The sequence below is a fragment of the Streptomyces sp. RLA123 genome (assembly GCF_056270165.1).
In genome coordinates this window covers 2,240,719-2,263,904 of record NZ_JBWDOR010000003.1, presented here as the reverse complement: position 1 = coordinate 2,263,904, position 23,186 = coordinate 2,240,719, and the positions used below count along the sequence as shown (strand labels likewise).

The window sequence follows — 23,186 nt, the reverse complement described above, 5'->3', positions numbered from 1 at the left end:
GCGTCAAAGGCGCTCCGCGGGACGTCATGGCTTTGCCAACGGTCTGGGCGACGGCGACGGCGAGGCGCTTCGCTACCAATGAGGCGGTGCTTCGTACCGCACACTCCGCGCAAGGAGGCGCAGCAGATGGCGCACAGCGTCGTCGCGGACGATCCGCCGGGCCGGGCGCCCGGCCGGCTCAAGGTGTACCTCGGCGCCGCTCCGGGGGTCGGCAAAACGTACCGGATGCTCGACGAGGGCCGCCGGCGTGCGGCACGCGGCACGGACGTGGTCGTCGCCCTCGCGGAGTGCCACGGCCGCCCGCGCACGCTGGAGATGCTGCACGGTCTGGAAGCGGTGCCCACGACGCGGCGCGCGCACCAGGGCGGGGCGACCGCCGAACTCGACGTGGCCGCGGTACTCGCCCGCCGCCCCGCGGTCGCACTGGTTGACGAACTCGCCCGCACCAATGCGCCCGGCAGCCGGAACGCCAGGCGCTGGCAGGACGTCGCCGAGCTGCTGGCGGCCGGCATCGACGTGGTCACCGCCGTCAACATCCAGCACCTGGAGTCGCTGAACGACGTGGTGCGGGAGATCACCGGCGTCCCGGAGCCCGACACCGTGCCCGACGCGATCGTCCGCCGGGCCGACCAGATCGAGCTCGTGGACATCCCGCCCGAAGGGCTGCGGCGGCGCCTGGCGCACGGCAACGTGTGCGAACCGGGCGGCATCGACGCCGCGCTCGCCCATCACTTCCGGGTCGGCAATCTCACCGCGCTGCGCGAACTGGCCCTGCTGTGGCTGGCCGGGCGGGTCGACGAGGCTCTGCAGAGGTACCGGACCGAACACGGCATCGGGCGGGTCTGGGAGACCCGCGAGCGCGTCGTGGTGGCGCTGACCGGCGGCCCGGAGGGCGAGACGCTGATCCACCGGGCGGTGCGGATCGCCGACCGCGCGGCGGGCGGCCGCACCCCCGGCGCGGGCCCGGTGTGCGACGTCCTGGCGGTGCACGTCGTCCGCAGCAACGGCCTCGCCGGAGTCCCGCCCGGCACCCTCGCCCGGCAGCGGCAGCTCATGGAGAGCCTGGGCGGCAGCCTCCACACCGTCGTCGGCGACCACGTGCCCACCGCGCTGCTGGACTTCGCGCGCGCCGAGAACGCCACCCAGCTGGTCGTCGGGGTGAGCCGGCGCGGCCGGCTGGCCCGGCTGGTGACGGGGCAGGGCGTCGGCGAGACCACCGTCGAGCACTCCGGGGACATCGACGTCCACATGGTGACCCACGAGCGGGCGGGCCGCGGGCGGCTCCTGCCCGCCCTCGGCAGCGACCTGCCCTTCGCGCGCAAGGTCGCGGGGCCGGTGGCCGGCCTGGTGCTGCCGGCGCTGCTGACCGCCGTGCTCGCCAACACCCGCGGGCACCTCAACCTCACCAGCGAGGCCCTGCTCTTCCTGCTCACCGTCGTCGGCGTCGCCTGCTTCGGCGGGGTGGCCTCCGCGCTGCTCGCGTCGGTCACCGCGTCCCTGCTGCTCAACTACTGGTTCATCCCGCCCGTCGGCCGGTTCACGATCAACGACACCGACAACGCGCTGGCCACTGTGGTGTTCGCCGCGGTCGCCGTGACCGTGGCGGCCGTCGTCGACCGCTCGCTGCGGCTGTCGCGCCGGGCCGCCCGCGCGACGGCAGAGGCGGAGACGCTGTCCTCGCTCGCGGGCGACGTCCTGCGCGGCGACCAGGCCGTGCCGCTGCTGCTGGAGCGCACCCGCGAGGTCTTCGGGATGGACAGCGCAGAGCTGACCGGAGCCGACGGGCCCGTGACCGGGGAGGGGGAGGGGGAGGGGGCCGCCGCCGGTCACCGTGGCGATCGGCGCCGACGCCCGGCTGGTGCTGCGCGGCCGGGGCCTCGCCGCCTCGGAACGCCGGGTGCTCACCGCGTTCGCCGCCCATCTGACCGCCGCCGTCGACCATGCCCGGCTGGCCGAGGCCGCGGCCGAGATCGAGCCGGTGAAGGCGGCCGACCGCATGCGCACCGCTCTGCTCGCCGCGGTCAGCCACGACCTGCGCACCCCCCTGGCCAGCGGCTGGGCGGCGGTGAGCTCGTTGCGCAGCAGCGACGTCGACTTCTCCGCCGAGGACCGCGAGGAACTGCTCGCCACGGCCGACGAGTCCATGGCGCGGCTCAGCCGGCTGGTGGACAACCTGCTCGACATGAGCCGCCTGCAGGCCGGCGCCCTCACGCTCCGGCCGGTGCCCACGGCGCTGTGCGAGGTACTGCCGCTCGCCCTCGACAGCCTTCCCGACGACCGGGCGCCGGTCCTCGCACCGGAGCTGGAACGCGCTCCCGACGTCCTGGCGGACGCGCCGCTGCTGGAGCGGGTGCTCGCCAATCTGGTCGCGAACGCGGTCCGGTACGCGCCTGTCGGCAAACCCGTACTCGTGACCGCCAGCTCCCTGGCCGGCCGGGTGGAGCTGCGGGTGGCCGACCGGGGGCCGGGGCTGCCTCCCGACGCGCGCGAGCGGTTCTTCGAGGCGTTCCAGCGCATGGGCGACACCGACAACAGCACCGGGCTGGGCCTGGGCCTTGCCCTTTCCCGCGGCCTCGCGGAGGCCATGGGCGGCACCCTGGTGCCCGAGGACACCCCGGGTGGGGGGCTCACCATGGTGCTGTCCCTGCCCGCCGCCCCGGCACCCGAACAGGGCGCCGCCTGAGAACGACCGGGTGCCGCGAGGCGTCAAGGCCACGTCAACATGACCGGGTGCCGGGCATCGTGTCCTGTTTGTCCTTTGCTGGGACCATAGGATTTGCTACGTCGGCGCGCCGGACGCCCGGCTGAACCAAGCGGAACGTGGAGTCATGGCACGCGGGATTTTGCGGATTTACCTGGGGGCCGCCCCTGGAGTGGGCAAGACCTACGCCATGCTCTCCGAGGCGCACCGGCGGCTGGAGCGCGGCACCGACCTGGCGGTGGCCTTCGTCGAGCACCACAAGCGGCCCCGCACCGAGGTCATGCTGCACGGCCTGGAGGTCGTCCGGCGCAAGGAGATCCAGTACCGGGACACGACGTTCACCGAGATGGACGTCGACGCGGTGCTCGCCCGCCGCCCCGAGGTGGCCCTCGTCGACGAACTCGCCCACACCAACGTCCCCGGAAGCCGCAACGAGAAGCGCTGGCAGGACGTCGAGGAACTGCTGCAGGCCGGGATCAACGTCATATCGACGGTGAACATCCAGCACTTGGAGTCGCTCGGCGACGCCGTCGAGTCGATCACCGGCGTGCGGCAGCGCGAGACCGTCCCCGACGAGGTGGTCCGCAGGGCCGACCAGATCGAGCTGGTCGACATGTCGCCCCAGGCCCTGCGCCGCCGCATGGCACACGGCAACATCTACGCCCCCGACAAGGTCGACGCGGCCCTGTCGAACTACTTCCGGCCGGGCAACCTGACCGCGCTGCGCGAACTCGCGCTGCTGTGGGTCGCCGACCGGGTCGACGAGTATCTGCGGCAGTACCGTGCCGACCACCACATCTCCACCACCTGGCAGGCCCGCGAGCGCATCGTCGTCGGCCTCACCGGCGGCCCCGAGGGCAGCACCCTGATCCGGCGCGCGGCCCGGATGGCGGCCAAGGGCGCGGGCGGCGAGATCCTCGCCGTCCACATCGACAGCAGCGACGGTCTGGCCGCCGGTTCGCCCAAGGAGATCGCGGTCCAGCGCACCTTGGTGGAGGACCTCGGCGGCTCCTTCCACCACGTCGTCGGTGACGACGTGCCCGGCGCCCTGCTGGACTTCGCGCGCGGCGTGAACGCCACCCAGATCGTGCTGGGCACCAGCCGCCGCCCGGCCTGGCAGTACGTGCTCGGCCCCGGCGTCGGCGCGACCGTGGCCCGGGAGTCCGGCCCCGACCTCGACGTGCACATCGTCACCCACGAACGGGCCGCCAAGGGCCGCGGCCTGCCCATCGCCCGCGGCGCCCGGCTCGGCGGCTCGCGGGTGATCGCCGGCTGGCTGACCGGCGTGCTGGGCCCGGTCCTGCTCGTCGCCGTGCTGACCCATCTGCACAGCGGCCTCGGCCTGGCCACGGACATGCTGCTGTTCATGGCACTGACGGTCGCGGCGGCGCTGACCGGCGGCCTGTACCCGGCGCTCGTCTCCGCCGTCGGCGGCTCCCTGCTGCTGAACTACTTCTTCGCGCCACCCCTGCACACCTTCACGATCTCCAAGCCCGAGAACCTGATCGCCATCGTCATCTTCGTGGTGGTCGCCCTGGCCGTCGCCTCGGTCGTGGACCTGGCGGCCCGCCGCACGCACCAGGCGGCCAGACTCCAGTCCGAGGCGGAGATCCTGTCCTACCTGGCGGGCAGCGTGCTGCGCGGCGAGCACTCGCTGGAAGCGCTGCTGGACCGGGTGCGGGAGACCTTCGGCATGGAGTCCGTGGCCCTGCTGGAACGGGCCGGCGAGCACGAGGCGTGGACCTGCGCCGCCGGTGTCGGCGGCAGCCAGTGCCTGCGCCCCGAGGACGCCGACGTGGAGGTGCCGGTCAGCGACCACCTCTCGCTCGCCCTCACCGGCCGCGTGCTGCCGGCCTCGGACCGCCGCGTGCTGTCCGCCTTCGCGGCCCAGGCCGCCGGGGTCCTGGACCGGCAGCGGCTGGAGGACGAGGCCGCTCTGGCCCACGGCCTCGCCGAGGGGAACCGGATCCGCACCGCCCTGCTCGCCGCCGTCTCCCACGACCTGCGCACGCCCCTCGCGGGCATCAAGGCGGCCGTGAGCTCACTGCGCTCGGACGACGTCGCCTGGTCCGAGGAGGACGAGGCCGAGCTGCTGGCCGGCATCGAGGACGGCGCCGACCGGCTGGACAACCTCGTCGGCAATCTGCTCGACATGTCCCGGCTGCAGACCGGCACCGTCAACCCGCTGATCCGTGAGATCGACCTGGACGAGGTCGTGCCCAAGGCGCTGCGCGGCGTCCCGGACGACAGCGTGACCCTGGACGTCCCCGAGACCCTGCCCATGGTCTCCGTCGACCCGGGACTGCTGGAGCGCAGCGTCGCCAACATCGTCGAGAACGCCGTGAAGTACAGCCCCGAGGGCACCAGGGTCCTGGTGGCGGCCAGCGCCCTCGGCGACAGCGTCGACCTGCGCGTGGTCGACCGCGGACCGGGCGTTCCCGACACCGCCAAGGACCGCATCTTCGAGCCCTTCCAGCGCTACGGCGACGCACCCCGCGGCAACGGTGTCGGCCTCGGCCTGGCCGTCGCCCGCGGCTTCGCCGACGCCATGGGCGCGACGCTGCACCCGGAGGACACCCCCGGCGGCGGGCTGACCATGGTGCTCACCCTCAAGGCCGCGCCCGGCAGCCCCCCCGCGACGCCGGACCTCCCCGCCGAGGCGACGACATGAGCGCGTCGCCCGGTCCCGTGACCGCCGCCCCCAAGACCCTCGCAGTGAACGAAAGGCAGGCCCCATGAACCGGGTGCTCGTGGTCGACGACGAGCCGCAGATCGTGCGGGCTCTCGTGATCAACCTGCGTGCCCGCAAATACGAGGTCGACGCCGCCCATGACGGTGCCACCGCGCTCGCGCTCGCGGCCGCCCGGCATCCCGACGTCATCGTGCTCGACCTCGGTCTGCCCGACATGGACGGCGTCGAGGTGATCCGCGGCCTGCGCGGCTGGACCCGGGTGCCGATCATCGTGCTCTCCGCCCGCCAGGCGTCCGACGAGAAGGTCGAGGCGCTGGACGCGGGCGCGGACGACTACGTCACCAAGCCCTTCGGCATGGACGAACTGCTGGCCCGGCTGCGCGCCGCCGTCAGGCGGGCCACACCCGGCGGCCCCGAGGACGGCGCTGCCAGCGTGGAGACCGAGTCCTTCACCGTCGACCTGGCCGCCAAGAAGGTCAACCGCGACGGCTCCGACGTGCGCCTGACCCCGACCGAGTGGCACCTGCTCGAGGTCCTGGTCCGCAACACCGGCCGCCTGGTCAGCCAGAAGCAGCTGCTCCAGGAGGTCTGGGGGCCCTCGTACGGCACGGAGAGCAACTATCTGCGGGTCTACATGGCGCAGCTGCGGCGCAAGCTGGAGGCGGATCCCGCGCATCCCCGGCACTTCATCACCGAGCCGGGTATGGGCTACCGCTTCGAGAAGTGATCGTGCCGCCCGGCCCGGTACCCTTCGGAGTATGAGTGGTACCACCCGTTCGGACCGACCTGCCGGCCGTTTTCGCCGGATGCTCGACCGCCTGTCCACCTCCCAGGAGGAGCTGCACTCCGACGAGCTGCGGCGGGACACCGCGGACGTCGGGTGCACGCGCATCTGCGACTGCCACGACCGTGACATCGTCACGGTGACGGGTACACTGCGCGCAGTCACGCTGCGTCCCCGTGCCGGCGTCCCCGCGCTGGAGGCGGAGCTGTTCGACGGCTCGGCACCGCTCGACGTGGTGTGGCTCGGCCGGCGGAGCATCGTCGGCATCGAGCCGGGCCGCAGGATCATCGCGTCGGGGCGGATCTCCATGAACCGCGGCCGTCCGGTGCTGTTCAACCCCAAGTACGAGTTGCGTCCGGTCGGACAGGAGTAGCCGGTGGTGTCGATCGACAAGCGGACCGGGACAGAGCCCGGCACCGATGCCGGGCCACAGGGCCCGGAGCACGACGCGGCGGCCTCCAGGGCAGCCGCTGACCACGCGCTCCTGGAGGCCTTCGGCGGCGTCTGGGGCATGGTGGACACCACGGTGCCCGGCCTGGTCTTCGTGCTGATCTACACGATCAACCGCGACATCAAGACGGCGGCGGTGGCCGCGCTCGGCCTCTCGCTGGTGCTGGCCCTCGCCCGGGTGGTGCGCAAGCAGACCCTCAAGCACGCGTTCAGCGGTGTCTTCGGCGTCGCCTTCGGCGCGGTCTTCGCCATGCTCTCCGGAGACGCGAAGAACTTCTATCTCCCGGGCATGCTCTACACCCTGGGGCTCGCGGTCGCGTACGTGGTCTCGGCGCTGGTGGGATACCCCCTGATCGGGCTGCTCCTCGGCCCGATCCTGAAGGAGAACCTGTCCTGGAGGACCAGGAACCCGGGCCGGCTCGTGGCATACACCAAGTCCACCTGGGCCTGGGGCGTCATCCTGCTGGCGAAGTCGGCGATCCTGTTCCCGCTGTACTTCTGGGGCAACGCCACCCAGCTCGGCTGGGTCAAGGTCGCGCTGGGCATCCCGCCGTTCCTGCTCGCCGTCTACCTGACGTGGATCTTCCTCGCCAAGGCACCGCCGCCGATCGACGTGATCGCCGAGATGGAGGCCGAGGAGGCCAAGGAACGCGCCGCCAAGGAGGCCGCGGAGCGCTGACCGCGCCTCCCTCCTCAGCAGACGAAGGGGCGCCCGGAACCGTTCGGTTCCGGGCGCCCCTTGGCGCGTTGGCGTCAGGCGCCGCTGCGGACCGAGAGCAGGTCCTCCAGTTGCTCCTCGCGGTGCGGGGCCGCGACGAACAGCAGCTCGTCACCCGCCTCGAGAGCGTCGTCCTTGGACGGGGTGAGCACCCGGTGACCGCGGATGATGGTCACCAGCGCGGTGTCCTCGGGCCAGTGCACATCGCCGACGCGTGTGCCGACCAGCGCGGCCTCCTCCGGCAGCGTCAACTCGACCAGGTTCGCGTCACCCTGGCTGAAGCGCATGAGCCGGACCAAGTCGCCGACGCTCACCGCCTCTTCGACCAGGGCCGACATCAGACGCGGTGTGGAGACCGCCACGTCCACGCCCCAGGCCTCGTTGAACAGCCACTCGTTCTTGGGGTTGTTCACCCGGGCGACCACGCGCGGCACGCCGTACTCCGTCTTGGCGAGCAACGACACCACGAGGTTGACCTTGTCGTCGCCCGTGGCGGCGATCACCACGTTGCAGCGCTGCAACGCGGCCTCGTCCAGCGAGGTGATCTCGCAGGCGTCGGCCAGCAGCCACTCCGCCTGCGGTACCCGCTCGACCGAGATCGAGGTGGGGTTCTTGTCGATCAGGAGGACCTCGTGGCCGTTCTCCAGCAACTCACCCGCGATCGAGCGGCCCACGGCGCCCGCCCCTGCGATGGCGACCCTCATCGGCTCGTCTCCTCGGGACCCTTGGCGAACGCGGCCTCGACCTGCTCGACCTCATTGGTGCGCATCATCACGTGCACGAGGTCGCCCTCCTGCAGAACGGTCTCGGACGTCGGCAGCATCGCCTCGCCGAGCCGGGTGAGGAACGCCACGCGCACTCCGGTCTCCTCCTGAAGCCGGCTGACCTTGTGGCCCACCCACGCGGTGTCGGTGTGCACCTCGGCGAGCTGCACCCCACCGCTCGGATCGCGCCACAACGGCTCGGCACCCGACGGCAGCAGACGGCGCAGCATCTGGTCGGCCGTCCAGCGCACCGTGGCCACGGTCGGGATGCCCAGGCGCTGGTACACCTCGGCACGGCGGGGGTCGTAGATACGGGCGGCCACGTTCTCGATGCCGAACATCTCACGGGCCACCCGGGCCGCGATGATGTTGGAGTTGTCGCCGCTGCTGACGGCGGCGAAGGCGCCGGCTTCCTCGATGCCCGCCTCGCGCAGCGTGTCCTGGTCGAACCCGACCCCGGTCACGCGGCGCCCGCTGAAACCCGAGCCCAGGCGGCGGAACGCCGTCGGATCCTGGTCCACCACGGCCACGGTATGACCTTGCTGCTCAAGGGAGTGCGCGAGAGTGGAACCCACTCGCCCGCAACCCATAATCACGACGTGCACGACCGTCCTTCCGGCTGTCAACAATGTGGCCGATTCCCTCTCAGGGTCTCAGACCGCGGCCAAAGCTACACACGCACGTAACCGCTCGATAGGTGGGCGGTGGGTCGAAAACCTTGACGATCCTCTAACATCCTCGGGTGTCCAAACTGACCGACCTTCCGAAACGGATCCTGATCGGGCGGGCGCTGCGGAGCGACAAGCTCGGGGAGACCCTCCTGCCCAAGCGGCTGGCCCTCCCGGTCTTCGCCTCGGACCCGCTGTCCTCCGTTGCCTACGCGCCGGGCGAGGTGCTCCTCGTCCTGTCGATCGCGGGAGTGTCGGCCTACCACTTCAGCCCCTGGATCGCGGTCGCGGTCGTGGTGCTGATGTTCACGGTCGTCGCCTCGTACCGGCAGAACGTGCACGCCTACCCCTCCGGCGGCGGCGACTACGAGGTGGCGACCACCAACCTGGGGCCCCGCGCCGGGCTCACCGTGGCCAGCGCGCTGCTCGTCGACTACGTGCTCACCGTGGCGGTGTCGGTCGCCTCGGGCGTGGAGAACCTGGGCTCGGCGGTGCCGTTCTTCGTCGAGCACAAGGTGATCGGTGCGATCGGCATGATCGTGCTGCTCATGCTGATGAACCTGCGCGGCGTCCGCGAATCGGGGACGATCTTCGCGATCCCCACGTACGCCTTCGTCTTCGGTGTCTTCTGCATGCTGCTCTGGGGCATCTTCAAGATCGCCACCGGCAGTGAGATGCACGCCCCGACCGCGGGCTACACGATCAAGGCCGAGCACACCGGACTGGCCGGCTTCGCCCTGGTCTTCCTGCTGCTGCGGGCCTTCTCCTCCGGGTGCGCCGCGCTCACCGGAGTCGAGGCGATCAGCAACGGCGTGCCCGCCTTCCGCAAGCCCAAGTCGAAGAACGCCGCCACGACGCTGGCCGCCATGGGCCTGCTCGCGGTGACGATGTTCTGCGGCATCATCGCGCTCGCGCTCTACACCAAGGTGCGGATGGCCGAGAACCCGGCCACCGACCTGCTCGTGAACGGAAAGCCGGTCGGCGCGGGTTACACCCAGGACCCGGTGATCGCCCAGGTCGCCTCGGCGGTCTTCGGCGACGGCTCGATCCCCTTCATCTTCCTGGCGGGGGCCACCGCCCTCGTCCTCTTCCTGGCCGCCAACACGGCCTACAACGGCTTCCCGGTGCTGGGCTCGATCCTCGCCCAGGACCGCTACCTCCCGCGGCAGCTGCACACCCGCGGCGACCGGCTCGCCTTCAGCAACGGCATCGTCCTGCTGGCCGCGTTCGCCGCTGTGCTGGTCTATCTCTACGGCGCCGACTCGACCCGGCTGATCCAGCTCTACATCGTCGGTGTCTTCGTCTCGTTCACCCTGAGCCAGATCGGCATGGTCCGGCACTGGAACCGGCACCTGGCCGACGAGACCGACCCCGCGGTGCGCCGCCACATGATCCGCTCGCGCGCGATCAACACCTTCGGCGCCTTCTTCACCGGCCTCGTACTGGTCGTCGTCCTGCTGACCAAGTTCACCCACGGCGCCTGGGTCGCGGTCCTGGGGATGGGCCTGTTCTACGCGACGATGACCGCCATCCGCCGCCACTACGACCGGGTCTCCAGCGAGCTCGCGGCCTCGGAGGAGCCCGGCGAGGAGGAGGCCAAGCCCTCCCGGGTGCACTCGATCGTGCTGGTCTCCAAGGTCCACAAGCCCACGCTGCGCGCCCTGTCCTACGCCAAGCTGTTCCGCTCGGACTCGCTGGAGGCGCTGAGCATCAACGTCGACCCGGCCGACACCAAGGCGCTCCAGGCGGACTGGCAGCGGCGCGGCATCGACGTGCCGCTGAAGGTGCTGGACTCGCCCTATCGCGAGATCACCCGGCCGATCGTCGACTACGTCAAGAGCCTGCGCCGCAGCAGCCCGCGCGACGTCGTCTCGATCTTCATCCCGGAGTACGTGGTCGGCCGCTGGTACGAGCACCTGCTGCACAACCAGAGCGCCCTGCGGCTCAAGGGCCGGCTGCTGTTCACCCCCGGTGTGATGGTCACCTCGGTGCCCTGGCAGCTGGAGTCCTCCGAGCGTGCCAAGGTCCGGGCCCGCAAGGGCGCCGAGTGGAACGCACCCGGTTCCGTGCGCCGCGGCGAGGTCGGGCGCCCGCGCCGGCGGCGGGAGCCCAGCGGACGGGCGTGAGGGGAGGGCGGCGGTGCACCGTAGACTGGTGAGCTGCCGTCCTCATCCCGCCCCCGTTGTCAGGAGCCCGTTCCGAGATGCAGCACCGTACGAAGGCCCCTGAGGCCGACGCCCTCGTCGGCGAGCGCTACGAGGTCGAGGTCGGCCCCGTCGCGCACGGCGGTCACTGCGTCGCCCGCCACGAGGGCCAGGTGCTGTTCGTCCGGCACGCCCTCCCCGGCGAGCGCGTGATCGCCCAGGTCACCGAAGGCGGCCCGGACTCCCGCTTCCTGCGCGCCGACGCGGTGGAGATCCTCGAGGCCTCCCCGGACCGGGTCGAGGCGCCCTGCCCCTTCTCCGGACCGGGCAAGTGCGGAGGCTGCGACTGGCAGCACGCGGCGCCCGGCGCGCAGCGGCGGCTGAAGGTCCAGGTCATCACCGAGCAGCTGGAGCGGCTCGGCGGCCTCACGCTCCAGGAGGCCGGCTGGGACGGCACCGTGGAGCCCGCCCCCGGCGACAAGGTCGCCAAGGGCGAGGTCCCGGCCTGGCGCACCCGCGTCCAGTACGCCGTCGACGTCGACGGGCACGCCGGTCTGCGCCGCCACCGCTCCCACGAGGTCGAGCGGATCGACCGCTGCCGGATCGCCGCCCCCGGCGTCTCCGAGCTGGGCGTGGAGTCCCGCGAGTGGCCCGGCATCGCCACCGTCGAGGCGATCTCCGCCACCGGCTCCTCCGACCGGCAGGTCATCATCACGCCGCGTCCCGGCGGCCGGCTGCCCATCGTGGAGCTCGACCGGCCGGTGTCGGTCATGCGGGTCGACGAGCAGGGCGGCGTGCACCGCGTCCACGGCCGCGGATTCGTACGCGAGCGGGCGGACGACCGCACCTGGCGCGTCGGCTCGGGCGGCTTCTGGCAGGTCCACCCGATGGCCGCCGAGCTCCTGGTCGAGGCGGTCATGCAGGGACTCACGCCCCGCAAGGGGGAGACCGCCCTCGACCTCTACTGCGGCGTGGGCCTCTTCGCCGGCGCCCTGGCCGAGCGGGTCGGTGAGACCGGTGCCGTCCTCGGCATCGAGTCCGGCAAGCGCGCGGTGGAGGACGCCCGGCACAATCTCGGCGACCTCGACCGGGTCCGCATCGAGCAGGGCAAGGTCGAAACGGTTCTGCCCCGCACCGGCATCACTCAGGCCGACCTCGTGGTCCTCGACCCGCCCCGCACCGGCGCCGGCCACGCCACGGTCACCCACGTCGCCTCCCTGACCCCCCGCCGCATCGCCTACGTCGCCTGCGACCCCGCCGCCCTCGCCCGCGACCTGCGCTGGTTCGGCGAAGCGGGCTATGTCCCGCGGCGCATGCGGGCGTTCGACCTCTTCCCGATGACGCACCACGTGGAGTGCGTGGCGATCCTGGAGCCCGCCCCCAAGGACAGCTGACGCGGGGCTCCCGGTGGGGGCGTTCCGGGGCCGCGGGGCAGGGCGTGCAGACTGGTGCCATGCAGACTTCCGAGGCCGGGCAGGGGGAAGCGGCGCCGGCCGCACCGCCGAGGCGGGCGGACGCGCGCCGCAATCACGAGCGGGTCGTCGCCGCCGCGATCGAGCTGTTCGCCGAGCTCGGCCCGCAGGCCACCGTGCCGCAGATCGCGGCCCGGGCGGGAGTCGGCAAGGCCACGGTGTACCGGAGCTTCCCGGCCAAGGAGGACCTGGTCGAGGCGATCGCGCGACTGCGCCTGGAGGAGCTCGAACGGGACACGGAGGTCGCGCTCGGCGAGACCGACCCCGGACGCGCGTTCCACGCCTATGTGCTGCGCCTCTTCGGGAACCTGGCCCGCGACCGGCTGCTGGCCGGACGGCTGGCGGAGGCGACGTCGCCCGCGGCCGGTTCCGTGCTGACCGTGCTGACGGAGATGATGCAGGCGGCCAAGGCGTCCGGGACGGTTCGCGAGGACGCGACGCTGCTGGACCTGCGGGTCATTCTGTGCGGCGCGGCGCTGCAGCTCATGACCGTCGCGGAACGCGATCCGGCGGTCTGGCGGCGTTACGGGGAACTGGTGCTCCAGGCACTGCGCCCCTGAGGCGCTGGGCTTCAGGAGCCGCGGAAGACGCCGTCGTCGTCCGCGAACGCGGTGAAGTCCTCCCAGGCCATGGTGGCCAGGGCGATGTTGTTCTCGATCGAGTACAGCTGACCCGCGACGCCGCGCAGCGCGTCGAACCGCCCCCGCGCCAGCCCCCGCCCGCCGACCCGCAGAGCGAGCAGAGGCATCTCGGAGGAGGCGACAGCGCCTTGTCGGCCACGATGACGAGCTGCTCTCCCGGCCGCTCCCGCTGCTGTGAGAGTGCCGCGATCCGCGCGGGCGCCAGGTCGCGGCAGGCGGGGTCGTCCACGATGTGCAGGCAGGCGATGAAGCCTTCCTCGGTGGGGGCGACTCGCGGGTGCCGGCGGGATCAGGGCGCGTCGGAGTCGGGGCCGGGAGCGTCGGCCAGGACGGGTTCGTCGCCGTACACCTTGGTGATCTCGACGTCGAGCACCGTGCACACCCGGCTGAACGACCAGTAGTACCCAGCCACTTGCAGTACCTCGACGAACTCCCGCTCGCTGAGGAACCGCCGCGCCTCGGCGAAGAGCTCTTCGGACACCCGCGGTTGCCGCACCACCTCTGCGGTGAGGCGGACGAGGGCACGGTCGTACGGCGAGAGGCCGGGGCTCTCCAGCTCGCGGGCGGCGATGAGCCGGCGGGTCGGTTCGTCGACTCCGGCGGCCTCCGCCATCGGCTCGTGCTGGGCGGTGACGAAGGCGCAGTCGGCGTACTCGGCGACCGTGAGGATCACCAGTTCCCTCGAGCGGGCCGGCAGTTCGAGTGAGGTGAACTGCGCCTTGGCGAGCTCGATGAAAGGCCGCACGGTGCCGGCCGAGTGGGACAGCATCTTGATCAGGGGGTCCGGCGGGAGGAAGGACAGGAATTCGCGTACGTCGGCAGGGAGGGCGTGCGGGTCGGGGTTCGCCAGGCGGGGCATGGGGTTCTCCGTTCGTTTCGGTGTGCGGGGCGCCGGAGGTTCAGGGGGCCGGGTCCGGGGCGACGCTGAACCCCGTCTCGCTGAGGTGCCGGAAGCGGCCGTCCTCGGCCAGCGTGCCGAAGATCGCGATCTCCCGGTGCTGGGTGGAGCCGTCCGCCAGGGTGATCTCGAAGACGTGCCGCTCGGCGTAGACGGAGCCCTCGCGCAGCTCGTCGAGCACGGTCACGGTCCCCTGGGTGATCCCGGCGCGGGTGCGGGCGACCATGGCGGCGAACTCCGGGCGGTCCATGGTCGTTCCGTCGCTGCGGTGGGTGTAGTCGGGGGCGTAGTACGTGTCCAGGGCCTCGTCCAGGGGGAGCCGGGGCTCGAACACCAGGGCCCGGAGGGCTTCGCTGATCCGTGCGTGGGTCATTGCTCGTGCGTCTTTCTGCGAGGCGGTCCGGAGGGAAGCGGACTCTGAGGTCCGGATGACCGGAACGGTACCGGACCCATGGGTCCGGTATCAATGTGAGGGCCGTCATGCGGCTGCGCGGGAGCAGGCGGCCGCGAGCTCGCGGCCACGCCGATGCGAGGTGGCAGGTGCGGCGGGCGTTGTGTGCCCGTGGAGAGTGCTTTGCGGTTGCCGCGGCGGCGGATCCGCCCCAGGTCAGACGGCGGGGTCGTGCGTCCCGGTGTGGACGCCGCGCCTTCCTCACCGCGATCTACCTTCAGCAGGTCCGCGGTGCCTCGGCGCTGAGGACCGGCATGGAGATCCTGCCGATGGGTGCCGCCGCCATCCTCGTCGCCGTCGTCACGCCCCCGTTGGTGCACCGGTTCGGCACGCGCACCGTCCAGTTGTCCGGCGCCGTACTGAGTGCGCTGAGCCTGCTGCTCCTCGCCCGGACGGGCGCGGACAGCGGATACGCATCGCACCTCCTGCCGGGCCTGGTCCTGTTCGGCGCCGGGATCATCGCCGTCGGTGTCCCCGCCCAGATCGCGGCCGTTGTGGATGTCGAACACCATGAAGCCGGTGCGGCCTCAGGTGTCGTCACCGCCTTCTACCAGGTCGGCGGTGCACTGGGACTGGCACTCGCGACGACCCTGTCCGTCTCGCGCGCCAATGCCGCGCTCGCTGACGGCATGGCCCAGCAGCAGGCGCTGGTCGAGGGCTTCCACCGCGGACTGCTCGTCGCGACCGCCTTTGCCGTGGTCAATGTGCTGGTGACCGTCGCCTCGCCCCGGATCGCGCCGAGCGCGGAGCAGATCGCCGAGGCCGCTGCCGCTGCCTGACGAAACGCCATCTCGCCTCATACATCGCGTTGTTCACCGCCCGCTCCGGTGGGGCTCCATGCCATTCGCCGGGATGGCCACCCGGGCCGGTGTACGGCAGCGCGGCGAGGGCCGTGATGAGACGCGCGCCACTTCTGCGGCCGGAACTGGCGGATGAAGGCGATGTCGTTTAACGTTCAACCATGTGCAGGGCGGTGCCCTGCCCGCAAGATCCGGCACAGCAAGGAGCGAAGCACGTGACACGCGTCTCGATCATTTTCTACTCGGCCACCGGCTCGGTACGGAGCCTGGCGCAGGCCATCGCCGAAGGCGCGCAGAAGGAAGGGGCGGAGGTCCGGCTGCGCCGCGTGGCGGAGCTCGCGCCCGAGGCCGCGATCAACAGCAACCCCGTGTGGGCGGAGAACCACCGCGCCTCGCAGGAGATCCCCGAGGCCACGAACGACGACCTCGAGTGGTCGGACGCCGTGCTCTTCGGCTCGCCGACCCGCTTCGGCCTTCCGGCCGCGCAGCTCAAGCAGTTCATCGACCAGACCGGCCCGCTGTGGGCCCAGGGCAAGCTGGCGAACAAGGTCTACGCCTCCTTCACCTCCGCGGCCAACGCCCACGGCGGCCAGGAGAGCACCATCCTCGCGATCAACAACACCTTCTACCACTGGGGTGGACTCATCGCGTCCCCCGGCTACACGGACCCGCTGCTCTTCGCGGCCGGTGGCAACCCCTACGGCCCCTCGCACCCCTCCAACAACGGTGCCGACCTCCCCGACACCGCCCGTCTGGACGCCGCCCACTACCTGGGTGCCCGCGTGACCCGTATCGCCGCCGCCCTCAAGCCCGGTGGCTCCCTCTGACCTTTCCGGTCCCGCCGAAGCCGCCGTCCCCGCAGGGGCGGCGGCTTCCGCATGTCCGCGGCGGGCCGGGTGAACCAGGAGGGAACTCTTGGTCATCGATTCCTCTGGGAAGCGTTTTGGCCCGATTCCGCTGCCTAGCATGAGGTGATCAACGCACCGTACGACACCGGGGGAGGCCCGGAATGCCCTTGTCAGGCCCTGGGCTGCGCTCGCCCCGCCTGTGGGGCGCCACCGGCGTCCTGGTGGTGCTGGCCGTCCTCGCCGCTGCTCTCTTCCTGTGGCAGGGCTCGCCCTCCACACGGGCGACCGCGGCCGGACCACTGCACACCACCGTCGAGGTGTCACGCGGTGTCTGCGGCCGTGGCTGGGACGACGCCCGGCCCGGTCTTCAGGTCTTCGACCTGCACAACACCTCCGACGCGGCCTCCGAGGTCTACCTGGAGGACGCGGCGAGCAAGGCCGTGTACGGCGAGGTCGAGGACATCGGCCCCGGCACAACCCGTTCGCTGACCGTCGACCTCGGCAAGGGCGCGTACGCCTTCCAGTGCGTGCCCGACGACGCCGACGCGGTCACCGGGCCCACGGTCCGCATCACTTCCGGACAGGGCGGCCCCGCGGCTGCCCCCGTCAGCCGGCAGGACCTGATCCCGCCGTCGATCGCCTATCAGAAATGGGTCGCCGGAGGCCTGGACCGCGTGGTGCGGCTCACCGGAAGCCTGCGCGACGCCGTCGGCCGCGGTGATCTGGCCGCCGCGCGGAAGGCCTGGCTGCCGGCGCACCTGGAGTACGAGCGGCTCGGCGCCGCGTACGACGCCTTCGGCGACGCGGACGGGCAGATCAACGGGACGGACGCGGGGCTGGCCGGCGGCGTGGACGACCCGGCCTTCACCGGCTTCCACCGCATCGAGTACGGGTTGTGGCACGGGCGGTCCGCGGACAGTCTGCGCGCCCCGGCCGGTGCCCTGGTGGCAGCCGTCACCGCGCTGCGCGACAACTGGTCGCAGGCCCGCATGGACCCGGCCCAACTGGGCCTGCGGGCACACGAGATCCTGGAGAACACCGTGGAGTTCGAGCTGACCAGACGCACCGACTTCGGCAGCGGCAGCAATCTGGCCACCGCCCGCGCCAACCTCGACGGCACCCGCGAGGTCCTGTCCCGGCTGCGCCCCCTGCTGGCGACGCGGTACCGGGAACTGCCGGAGCTGGACCGCGAACTGGACGAGGCGCAGGACACCCTGGACGGGCTCGCCCCGGACGGCGAGGGGATCGCGTTGTCCCGGCTGACCCGCGCCCAGCGCGAGAAAGTCGACGCCGCCCTGGACGAACTGGTGGAGCGGCTGGCGTCGGTGGCCACCTTGTGCGAGCCGCGGAGGACCGTGTGAGTTCCGCCGAGCCGCAGAAAACCGGGGGAGCCGGGGGAGTCGGACGGCGAGGTTTTCTGCGGGGCGCGGCCCTGGCAGGTGCCGGGCTCGCCGCCGGCGGCGCGGCGCCGCCCCTCGCCGACGCGACCGGTGACGGCGCGGTGGCTCCCTCACCCGTCGCCCCGTTCCACGGCCGGCACCAGCAATCGGTGCTCGCGACCGCGCGCCGGGTCACCGCGTTCACCGCCCTCGACGTGACCGCCGGCACCCGCACCGAACTGACCGACCTGCTGCGCACGCTCACCGACCGCGCCCGCGCCCTGACCTCCGGCGGCACACCGCGACCGGTCGGCATCACCGGGCCGCCCGCAGACTCCGGGCTGCTCGGCGAGCGGGTGCCCGGCGGCGCGCTCGCGATGACCGTGGGCGTCGGCGGCTCCTTTTTCGACGGCAGGTTCGGCCTCGCCGACCGCAGGCCCCGGCGGCTGACGGCGATGCCCGCCTTCCCCGACGACGACCTGCTGCCCGAGTGGTGCCACGGTGACCTCAGCCTGCAACTGCACGCGGACGACACGGACACCGTGCTGCACGCGCTGCGCGACATCGCCCGGCACACCCGCGGCGGCATGCAGGTCCGCTGGCGGCTGGACGGATTCAGCAGCCCGCCGCGCCCTGCCGGCACCCCGCGCAACCTCCTGGGGTTCAGAGACGGTACCGCCAACCCGGACACTTCCGACGCCCGCGAGATGGACCGCCTGGTATGGGTGGGCCAGGGGGCAGGCGAGCCGGACTGGGCGGCCGGCGGAACCTACCAGGCGGTCCGGCTGATCCGGTTGCTCGTGGAGTTCTGGGACCGGGTCTCGCTCCCGGAGCAGGAGCGGATGTTCGGCCGGGCCCGGGAGTCCGGAGCGCCGCTGGACGGCAACCACGAGCGGGACAAGCCCCGTTACGCCGACGACCCCAAGGGCGACGTCATACCCCTGGACAGCCACATCCGGCTCGCGAACCCGCGTACCGCGGGCACCGCGGACCAGCGCATCCTGCGGCGCCCCTACAACTACGACCGGGGCGCGGACGCCAACGGCAACCTCGACATGGGCCTGCTCTTCTGCAGCTACCAGCAGGACATGGCCCGCCAGTTCGAGACGGTCCAGCACCGTCTGGCGGGCGAACCCCTCGTCGACTACATCAAGCCCTTCGGCGGTGGCTACTTCTTCGTACTGCCCGGTGTGCGGGACACGGACGACTGGTACGGGCGCGCCCTGCTCGGCTGATGCCCGCATTACACCACGCGGGCACCGTCCGCGTGCCGGGTCAACCACTGGTCAAGTTTTGGCCGGGCTTCCCTGACCTCGTGTTCATCCCGTCGCCACCAATGCTCCGGCAACACGCCGTTCCACGGGCGGAGCATCCGGGAACGTACGCCAAGGCAACGATCCTCGCGGAGCGTGACAGAGCATGATCAGCAGGAAGAGACGAGCGGCGATGCGGAGCCTGGGGGCGCTCGCGGGCGCCGCCGCGCTCACCGTTCTCGGCGGCAGCGCGGCCACCTGGGCCGCTACGCCCACCCGGCACCACCCCGCCCCTTCGACGGCCACGCCCATCAAGCACGTGGTCGTCCTCTTCGACGAGAACGTCTCGTTCGACCACTACTTCGGCACCTACCCCCAGGCCGCCAACACCGACGGCACCAAGTTCAAGGCGGCCAAGAACACCCCCCGGCACATCGACACCCTCGCGACGGCAGGGTTGTTGAAGAAGAACCCCAATGAGTACGCGCCCCAGCGGCTGGCTTCCTCGCAGGCCCTGACCTGCGACCAGAACCACAACTACGGGCCGGAGCAGTACGCCTACAACGGCGGCAAGGCAAACCAGTTCGTGCAGAACACCAATGTCGACACCTGCAGCGGCGGCCTCTTCGGTGAGCCGGGTCTGGTGATGGACTACTACGACGGCAACACCGTCACCGCGCTGTGGAACTACGCCCAGCACTACTCCCTGGGCGACCGCTCCTTCAGTTCGGTCTACGGTCCGTCCACCCCCGGCGCCCTCAACCTGGTCGCGGGTCAGACGCACGGAGCCACCTCCGTCGACCCGGCCACGGGCACCGAGCACCCGAAGCAGACGTCCACGCCGGACGCCTACACCGTCGCCTCCCCGAACGCCAAGGGCGTCGGCACGGTCATCAACGACCCGGACCCGGCGTACGACGACTGCGCCGACAAGGACCACACCAGCACGAACGCGCTCGCGGCGATGCAGGGCCGCAACATCGGCGACGTGCTCAACGCCAAGAACGTCAGCTGGGGCTGGTTCCAGGGCGGCTTCCGGCCCTCCACCGCGTGGGACGGCAAGCAGGGCGACTACGCCAAGTGCGACACCACGCACGCCAACATCGGCGGCGCCGCGGCCGTGGACTACAGTCCGCACCACTCGCCGTTCGAGTACTACAAGTCGACGTCCAACCCGCACCACCTGCCGCCCAAGAGCGTCGACGAGATCGGGCACAGCGGCCAGGCCAACCACAACTACGACCTGACCGACTTCGGCGCGGCCCTCAAGGCGGGCAAGCTGCCCGCCGTGAGCTTCGTCAAGGCGCCCGAGTACCAGGACGGGCACGGCGCCTACTCCGACCCGATCGACGAGCAGCACTTCCTCGTCCAGCAGATCAACGCCGTGCAGCAGTCGCCGCAGTGGAGCTCCACCGCTGTCGTCGTCGCGTACGACGACTCCGACGGCTGGTACGACCACACCTTCGTCAAGCCGCACAACGGCTCGAAGGACACCATGGTCGGCTCCAACGGCAAGACCACCGACAGCCCCGCGTGCCAGGCCGGCCCCAAGGCCGAGGGTGGCTACGCGGACCGCTGTGGTCCGGGCACCCGTCAGCCGCTCCTGGTGATCTCCCCGTTCAGCAAGGTCAACAAGGTGGACCACACGCTGACGGACCAGTCCTCGATCATCCGCTTCGTCGAGGACAACTGGCACACCGGCCGGGTCGGGGACCACTCCTTCGACGCCACGGCCGGCTCGCTTTCGGGCATGTTCGACTTCCGGCACCCGAACAACAAGCAGTTGGTGCTGAACACGGACGGCTCGGTCAAGTCCTACGGCCCGATACGGCGCGTGGCTCCGGTCGCCACGAGCATCACGCCGGGTCCGGCCATGAGCACCACCGCGGCGACCACCGACGTCCCGGCGTTCCCGGCGCTGCCGGTCGGCCTGGCCGTCGGCGCGCTGCTGGCCGCGGGTGCCACCGGGACCTGGTTCAGGGTCCGGCGCAACCGGCACGCCGCCGCCTGACGCGGACGCGGCGGACCGCCTGACGGCCGCCGCGGTGGAGGGCCTGCCCTGGGGCGGGCCCTCCGTTCGCGTTCGCCGTCAGGCCATGGCCGTGGCGCAGTCGGGGCACCGGCCCCAGAAGGTGACGGCGGCCTCGTCGACCCTGTAGGTGTCCGGGAGCCCGGGGTCCAGACACGGTGCTTGGCCCACGGCGCACTCGACGTCGCGGATGCTGCCGCAGGACCGGCAGACGAAGTGGTGGTGGTTGTCGCTGCGTTCGGTCTCGTAGCGGCTCGGTTGGCCGGGGATCAGAGTGCAGCGAACGAGCTCCGCGTCCGTGAGGGCGCGCAGCACGTTGTACGTGGCCTGCAGGGACAGGCCGCCCGTGACACGGCGGGCCATGTCGCGCAGCGTCTCGGCGTCGGCGTGGCCCGGTGACTCGTCCACCGCCATGAGCAGCGCGATGCGCTGCGCCGTCACCCGCAGCCCGGCCGCGCGCAGCCGGGCGGTGGCGGCTGCCATGGGCTCCGCGACGGTCACGGAACGTCCTGCGGGTGCGCCGAGCACCGACCGGGACCGCAGTGCAGCTCGAACCACACGGCTTTGCCTTCGCGGTTGGTGTCGGAGCCCCAGCGTGTGGCGAGCAGTTCGACCAGTGCCAGCCCGCGGCCGCTCTCGTCCTGGGTATCGGCCCCCATGACCCGGGGCAGGTCCGGACTGCCGTCGATGACGACGCAGCAGACGGTGTCGCCCAGGAGCACGCAGTTCAGTGCCAGCGGTGCGCGGGCGTGCCGCAGAGCGTTGCCGACCAGCTCGCTGACCAGCAGTTCGGCGGTGTCCGCGACATCGTCCAGGCCCCATTGGCGCAGCGCTCCGCGAACCGCCTCACGTGCGTGGTGACAGGCCTGACTGGACCAGGGAAGTACCCAGGAGCCCACGGCGGCGGACGGCGTGGATGGTGGTCCGTTGCCGCCGGAACAAGGGGTCTCGGAGAGGAGAAGTGCGGCGTCCATGATCAACACCAGCCCGAGGGATGAATGGGCGAGAAAGCCTCAAATCAGACAGTACTACTATTCTGGAGTCGGTCAAGTGAAGTGACCACATCTCCGGAAGGTATTCCTCCAGTTGCTGGAGCGCACCAGATGATCACCCTGTGTCATGAATCGCGGGGGGTCGGTCGTCGTGCGCGGCCGGCCTCGTTATTGCCCTGGGCGGGTGCGGGTGTGCCGACGGCATGCTCTTGGATGTGGGCATGACCGTTCACGACATCGCCCGGCGCCTGCCCGGCATCCCCGTACTCCGCGACCGCTGCCGTGCGTTGGCCATGCTGGATGCGATCCTCAGCCCCGAGTGGGCCGACCGCTACTACTCCTACGATTCCCGGTGGTCCGGGGCCGAGGAGATGGCCTCGATGCGCGACGGGGCCGGCAACGAGTACGCGATCGTCTTCTCGCCGGCGGGCGCCTATGCCTGCGGGTTCGCCCACGAGTCGCTGATGAGTCCCTATGCCGCCGGCGGCCCCTGGCCGGGCGTCCTCGACGAGGTGCCCGAAGCCTTCCGTCCGTACGTCGAGGAGCCGGCGTTCTCGGACGGGGACGGCACACCGGTGGTGACCGTCTGTATGTGGCGGCAGCCGCAGGACGCCGCCTGGCGGGCTGGGGCGATCGACTTCCCTGAGGACGGGACGGACGACCCGGACGGTGCGGGCTATTTGTTCGCGTTGCCGGCCGACGGCTCGGCGGAGGCGTACCGGGGGTTCGCCGAGGACTACTACGAGCTCCCGGTGGACCTGGAGGCCGTCCGCCACGTCCATGCGCTCCGCCCGCTGACCCCGGAGGTGATCGCGGCCCTCAATCCGGACGTGGACCTGGCCGATCTCGCCAAGGACATCGAGCAGATCGGCTATCCCCGCGGCTGATCACCCGCTCCGGCGCGGACTCCGTGCTCCGCGGCCGCCTTGACGGCGGCCAGCCATATCCCGTGCTGGGCGCGGAGCTTGCCGGGGCTGAACAGGAGGCGGACCAGCGGGGCCGCCATCGACTCCTCTATGCGCAGGACGGTCCCGCCGTCCGGCGTTGCAGTGAGCACTTGGCGGTCCACCGCCTTGACGCCCATGGCGACGCCGGTCCACGTGAGTTCACGTCCCTCGTCGACCACGGCGAAGCGGGACCGGATCGTGGTCCGGCCCATGGCCCAGACGAACTCGGCGTCCTGGCTCACACCGTTGTCGAGCCGCACGATCCGGCGGCCGGGCAGTACCGACGACCAGCCGGAGGGGTCGGCGATGATCTGCCAGACCCGCTCCGGCGGCGCCTCGATCCGCATTTCCGAAACGCTCACCACCGGCGCGTCGGCGTCGATGCGCCGGTGCTTGGCGAACTGGTCGTGCAGGGCCTGCCGGTTCGGGCCGCGGTAGAGCAATTTCATGACGAATCCCATTCGTGAGCGGTGAGGAATGCTTCGAACTGTGAGCAATGCTCTCGCGGTGCATTGCTCGAAGTCAAGAGCAGTGCTCTCGCGCGAGTGGGATGAG

At 71.4% G+C, this 23,186-nt stretch carries 21 protein-coding genes and 1 pseudogene; 14 read left to right on the top strand and 8 right to left on the bottom strand.

The genetic code is table 11. The annotated features are described in order from the left end of the window. Positions 1 to 126 precede the first annotated feature (126 nt). The 5 genes and pseudogenes from RV983_RS10185 to RV983_RS10165 all read left to right on the top strand — a co-directional run bounded on the left by RV983_RS10185 (position 127) and on the right by RV983_RS10165 (position 7,306). Positions 127 to 2,683: pseudogene (locus tag RV983_RS10185) on the top strand (ATP-binding protein). 145 nt (positions 2,684 to 2,828) lie between these two features. Beyond that, positions 2,829 to 5,372 (top strand): DUF4118 domain-containing protein, encoded by a 2,544-nt coding sequence (locus tag RV983_RS10180; RefSeq protein WP_475985476.1) that lies wholly within the window; start codon positions 2,829 to 2,831, stop codon positions 5,370 to 5,372. Between the two features lie 64 nt (positions 5,373 to 5,436). Next, the gene (locus tag RV983_RS10175; protein WP_475985475.1) at positions 5,437 to 6,120 is read left to right on the top strand and encodes a response regulator; all 684 of its coding nucleotides are present in this window, start codon (positions 5,437 to 5,439) and stop codon (positions 6,118 to 6,120) included. A gap of 31 nt (positions 6,121 to 6,151) precedes the next feature. Then, a complete protein-coding gene (locus RV983_RS10170; RefSeq protein WP_475985474.1) occupies positions 6,152 to 6,550 on the top strand; it encodes an OB-fold nucleic acid binding domain-containing protein in 399 nt (132 codons plus the stop codon). Positions 6,551 to 6,553: 3 nt separating this feature from the next. Beyond that, positions 6,554 to 7,306, top strand: coding sequence for a DUF3159 domain-containing protein (locus RV983_RS10165; RefSeq protein WP_475985473.1), 753 nt, complete (start codon positions 6,554 to 6,556; stop codon positions 7,304 to 7,306). 74 nt (positions 7,307 to 7,380) lie between these two features. On the opposite strand, the gene RV983_RS10160 is transcribed toward RV983_RS10165, so the two are convergent. Both RV983_RS10160 and RV983_RS10155 read right to left on the bottom strand, forming a co-directional pair. Then, positions 7,381 to 8,049, bottom strand: a complete 669-nt coding sequence (locus RV983_RS10160) for a potassium channel family protein (RefSeq protein ID WP_360905812.1) — start codon at positions 8,047 to 8,049, stop codon at positions 7,381 to 7,383. Continuing rightward, the gene (locus RV983_RS10155) at positions 8,046 to 8,714 is read right to left on the bottom strand and encodes a potassium channel family protein (RefSeq protein WP_360905811.1); all 669 of its coding nucleotides are present in this window, start codon (positions 8,712 to 8,714) and stop codon (positions 8,046 to 8,048) included. Before RV983_RS10155 ends, RV983_RS10160 begins: the two co-directional genes overlap by 4 nt. Before the next feature lie 137 nt (positions 8,715 to 8,851). Between RV983_RS10155 and RV983_RS10150 the strand changes: the two genes are divergently transcribed. From RV983_RS10150 to RV983_RS10140, 3 genes are all read left to right on the top strand, one after another. Beyond that, the gene (locus RV983_RS10150; RefSeq protein ID WP_475985472.1) at positions 8,852 to 10,903 is read left to right on the top strand and encodes an APC family permease; all 2,052 of its coding nucleotides are present in this window, start codon (positions 8,852 to 8,854) and stop codon (positions 10,901 to 10,903) included. Positions 10,904 to 10,980: 77 nt separating this feature from the next. Next, the gene (locus tag RV983_RS10145; RefSeq protein ID WP_475985471.1) at positions 10,981 to 12,315 is read left to right on the top strand and encodes a class I SAM-dependent RNA methyltransferase; all 1,335 of its coding nucleotides are present in this window, start codon (positions 10,981 to 10,983) and stop codon (positions 12,313 to 12,315) included. 59 nt (positions 12,316 to 12,374) lie between these two features. Further along, positions 12,375 to 12,953, top strand: a complete 579-nt coding sequence (locus RV983_RS10140; RefSeq protein ID WP_475985470.1) for a TetR/AcrR family transcriptional regulator — start codon at positions 12,375 to 12,377, stop codon at positions 12,951 to 12,953. Positions 12,954 to 12,964: 11 nt separating this feature from the next. Here RV983_RS10140 and RV983_RS10135 read toward each other — a convergent pair whose 3' ends face one another. From RV983_RS10135 to RV983_RS10125, 3 genes are read right to left on the bottom strand one after another with little or no spacing between them, the layout of a single operon-like run. Then, positions 12,965 to 13,414, bottom strand: coding sequence for a DUF6924 domain-containing protein (locus tag RV983_RS10135; protein ID WP_475985469.1), 450 nt, complete (start codon positions 13,412 to 13,414; stop codon positions 12,965 to 12,967). After that, the gene (locus RV983_RS10130; protein ID WP_475985468.1) at positions 13,324 to 13,893 is read right to left on the bottom strand and encodes a carboxymuconolactone decarboxylase family protein; all 570 of its coding nucleotides are present in this window, start codon (positions 13,891 to 13,893) and stop codon (positions 13,324 to 13,326) included. Before RV983_RS10130 ends, RV983_RS10135 begins: the two co-directional genes overlap by 91 nt. 40 nt (positions 13,894 to 13,933) lie before the next feature. Further along, on the bottom strand, positions 13,934 to 14,305 hold the full coding sequence (locus RV983_RS10125; RefSeq protein ID WP_475985467.1) for a nuclear transport factor 2 family protein: 372 nt from the start codon (positions 14,303 to 14,305) through the stop codon (positions 13,934 to 13,936). Between the two features lie 107 nt (positions 14,306 to 14,412). On the opposite strand from RV983_RS10125, the gene RV983_RS10120 reads away from it, so the two are divergent. The 5 genes from RV983_RS10120 (at position 14,413) to RV983_RS10100 (ending at position 20,674) form a co-directional block, all read left to right on the top strand. Continuing rightward, positions 14,413 to 15,162, top strand: coding sequence for an MFS transporter (locus tag RV983_RS10120; RefSeq protein ID WP_475990275.1), 750 nt, complete (start codon positions 14,413 to 14,415; stop codon positions 15,160 to 15,162). Between the two features lie 236 nt (positions 15,163 to 15,398). Then, positions 15,399 to 16,010 (top strand): NAD(P)H:quinone oxidoreductase, encoded by a 612-nt coding sequence (wrbA, locus tag RV983_RS10115; protein ID WP_475985466.1) that lies wholly within the window; start codon positions 15,399 to 15,401, stop codon positions 16,008 to 16,010. A 182-nt stretch (positions 16,011 to 16,192) separates the two neighbouring features. Further along, the gene (locus RV983_RS10110) at positions 16,193 to 17,392 is read left to right on the top strand and encodes an EfeM/EfeO family lipoprotein (RefSeq protein WP_475985465.1); all 1,200 of its coding nucleotides are present in this window, start codon (positions 16,193 to 16,195) and stop codon (positions 17,390 to 17,392) included. Then, entirely contained in the window at positions 17,389 to 18,645 is a 1,257-nt protein-coding gene (efeB, locus tag RV983_RS10105; RefSeq protein WP_475985464.1) for an iron uptake transporter deferrochelatase/peroxidase subunit, read from the top strand. The genes RV983_RS10110 and efeB overlap by 4 nt, the downstream gene beginning before the upstream one ends. 184 nt (positions 18,646 to 18,829) lie before the next feature. Continuing rightward, positions 18,830 to 20,674 (top strand): phospholipase C, encoded by a 1,845-nt coding sequence (locus RV983_RS10100; RefSeq protein ID WP_475985463.1) that lies wholly within the window; start codon positions 18,830 to 18,832, stop codon positions 20,672 to 20,674. 78 nt (positions 20,675 to 20,752) lie between these two features. Here RV983_RS10100 and RV983_RS10095 read toward each other — a convergent pair whose 3' ends face one another. Together RV983_RS10095 and RV983_RS10090 are read right to left on the bottom strand one after the other, a co-directional pair. After that, complete coding sequence (locus tag RV983_RS10095) at positions 20,753 to 21,193, bottom strand: Fur family transcriptional regulator (protein ID WP_475985462.1); 441 nt, start codon at positions 21,191 to 21,193, stop codon at positions 20,753 to 20,755. After that, on the bottom strand, positions 21,190 to 21,666 hold the full coding sequence (locus tag RV983_RS10090; protein WP_475985461.1) for an ATP-binding protein: 477 nt from the start codon (positions 21,664 to 21,666) through the stop codon (positions 21,190 to 21,192). Before RV983_RS10090 ends, RV983_RS10095 begins: the two co-directional genes overlap by 4 nt. A gap of 239 nt (positions 21,667 to 21,905) precedes the next feature. Here RV983_RS10090 and RV983_RS10085 point away from each other — a divergent pair, with 239 nt between their 5' ends. After that, positions 21,906 to 22,571, top strand: coding sequence for a hypothetical protein (locus RV983_RS10085; RefSeq protein ID WP_475985460.1), 666 nt, complete (start codon positions 21,906 to 21,908; stop codon positions 22,569 to 22,571). Here the strand turns inward: RV983_RS10085 and RV983_RS10080 are convergent. Next, positions 22,556 to 23,080 carry an SRPBCC family protein gene (locus RV983_RS10080; protein WP_475985459.1) on the bottom strand — a complete coding sequence of 175 codons (525 nt, stop codon included), beginning with the start codon at positions 23,078 to 23,080 and terminating at the stop codon, positions 22,556 to 22,558. The two genes, RV983_RS10085 and RV983_RS10080, sit on opposite strands and share 16 nt — an antisense overlap. Positions 23,081 to 23,186 lie beyond the last annotated feature (106 nt).

Excerpts from the sequence above, each read along its gene's own strand:
- RV983_RS10140 (WP_475985470.1), top strand. The coding sequence starts at position 12,375 with ATGCAGACTTCCGAGGCCGGGCAGGGGGAAGCGGCGCCGGCCGCACCG.
- RV983_RS10180 (WP_475985476.1), top strand. The coding sequence starts at position 2,829 with ATGGCACGCGGGATTTTGCGGATTTACCTGGGGGCCGCCCCTGGAGTG.
- RV983_RS10085 (WP_475985460.1), top strand. The coding sequence starts at position 21,906 with ATGACCGTTCACGACATCGCCCGGCGCCTGCCCGGCATCCCCGTACTC.
- RV983_RS10110 (WP_475985465.1), top strand. The coding sequence starts at position 16,193 with ATGCCCTTGTCAGGCCCTGGGCTGCGCTCGCCCCGCCTGTGGGGCGCC.
- RV983_RS10170 (WP_475985474.1), top strand. The coding sequence starts at position 6,152 with ATGAGTGGTACCACCCGTTCGGACCGACCTGCCGGCCGTTTTCGCCGG.
- RV983_RS10080 (WP_475985459.1), bottom strand. The coding sequence starts at position 23,080 with ATGAAATTGCTCTACCGCGGCCCGAACCGGCAGGCCCTGCACGACCAG.
- RV983_RS10175 (WP_475985475.1), top strand. The coding sequence starts at position 5,437 with ATGAACCGGGTGCTCGTGGTCGACGACGAGCCGCAGATCGTGCGGGCT.
- RV983_RS10160 (WP_360905812.1), bottom strand. The coding sequence starts at position 8,049 with ATGAGGGTCGCCATCGCAGGGGCGGGCGCCGTGGGCCGCTCGATCGCG.
- RV983_RS10090 (WP_475985461.1), bottom strand. The coding sequence starts at position 21,666 with ATGGACGCCGCACTTCTCCTCTCCGAGACCCCTTGTTCCGGCGGCAAC.
- RV983_RS10145 (WP_475985471.1), top strand. The coding sequence starts at position 10,981 with ATGCAGCACCGTACGAAGGCCCCTGAGGCCGACGCCCTCGTCGGCGAG.
- RV983_RS10100 (WP_475985463.1), top strand. The coding sequence starts at position 18,830 with ATGATCAGCAGGAAGAGACGAGCGGCGATGCGGAGCCTGGGGGCGCTC.
- RV983_RS10120 (WP_475990275.1), top strand. The coding sequence starts at position 14,413 with ATGCGGCTGCGCGGGAGCAGGCGGCCGCGAGCTCGCGGCCACGCCGAT.
- RV983_RS10125 (WP_475985467.1), bottom strand. The coding sequence starts at position 14,305 with ATGACCCACGCACGGATCAGCGAAGCCCTCCGGGCCCTGGTGTTCGAG.
- RV983_RS10130 (WP_475985468.1), bottom strand. The coding sequence starts at position 13,893 with ATGCCCCGCCTGGCGAACCCCGACCCGCACGCCCTCCCTGCCGACGTA.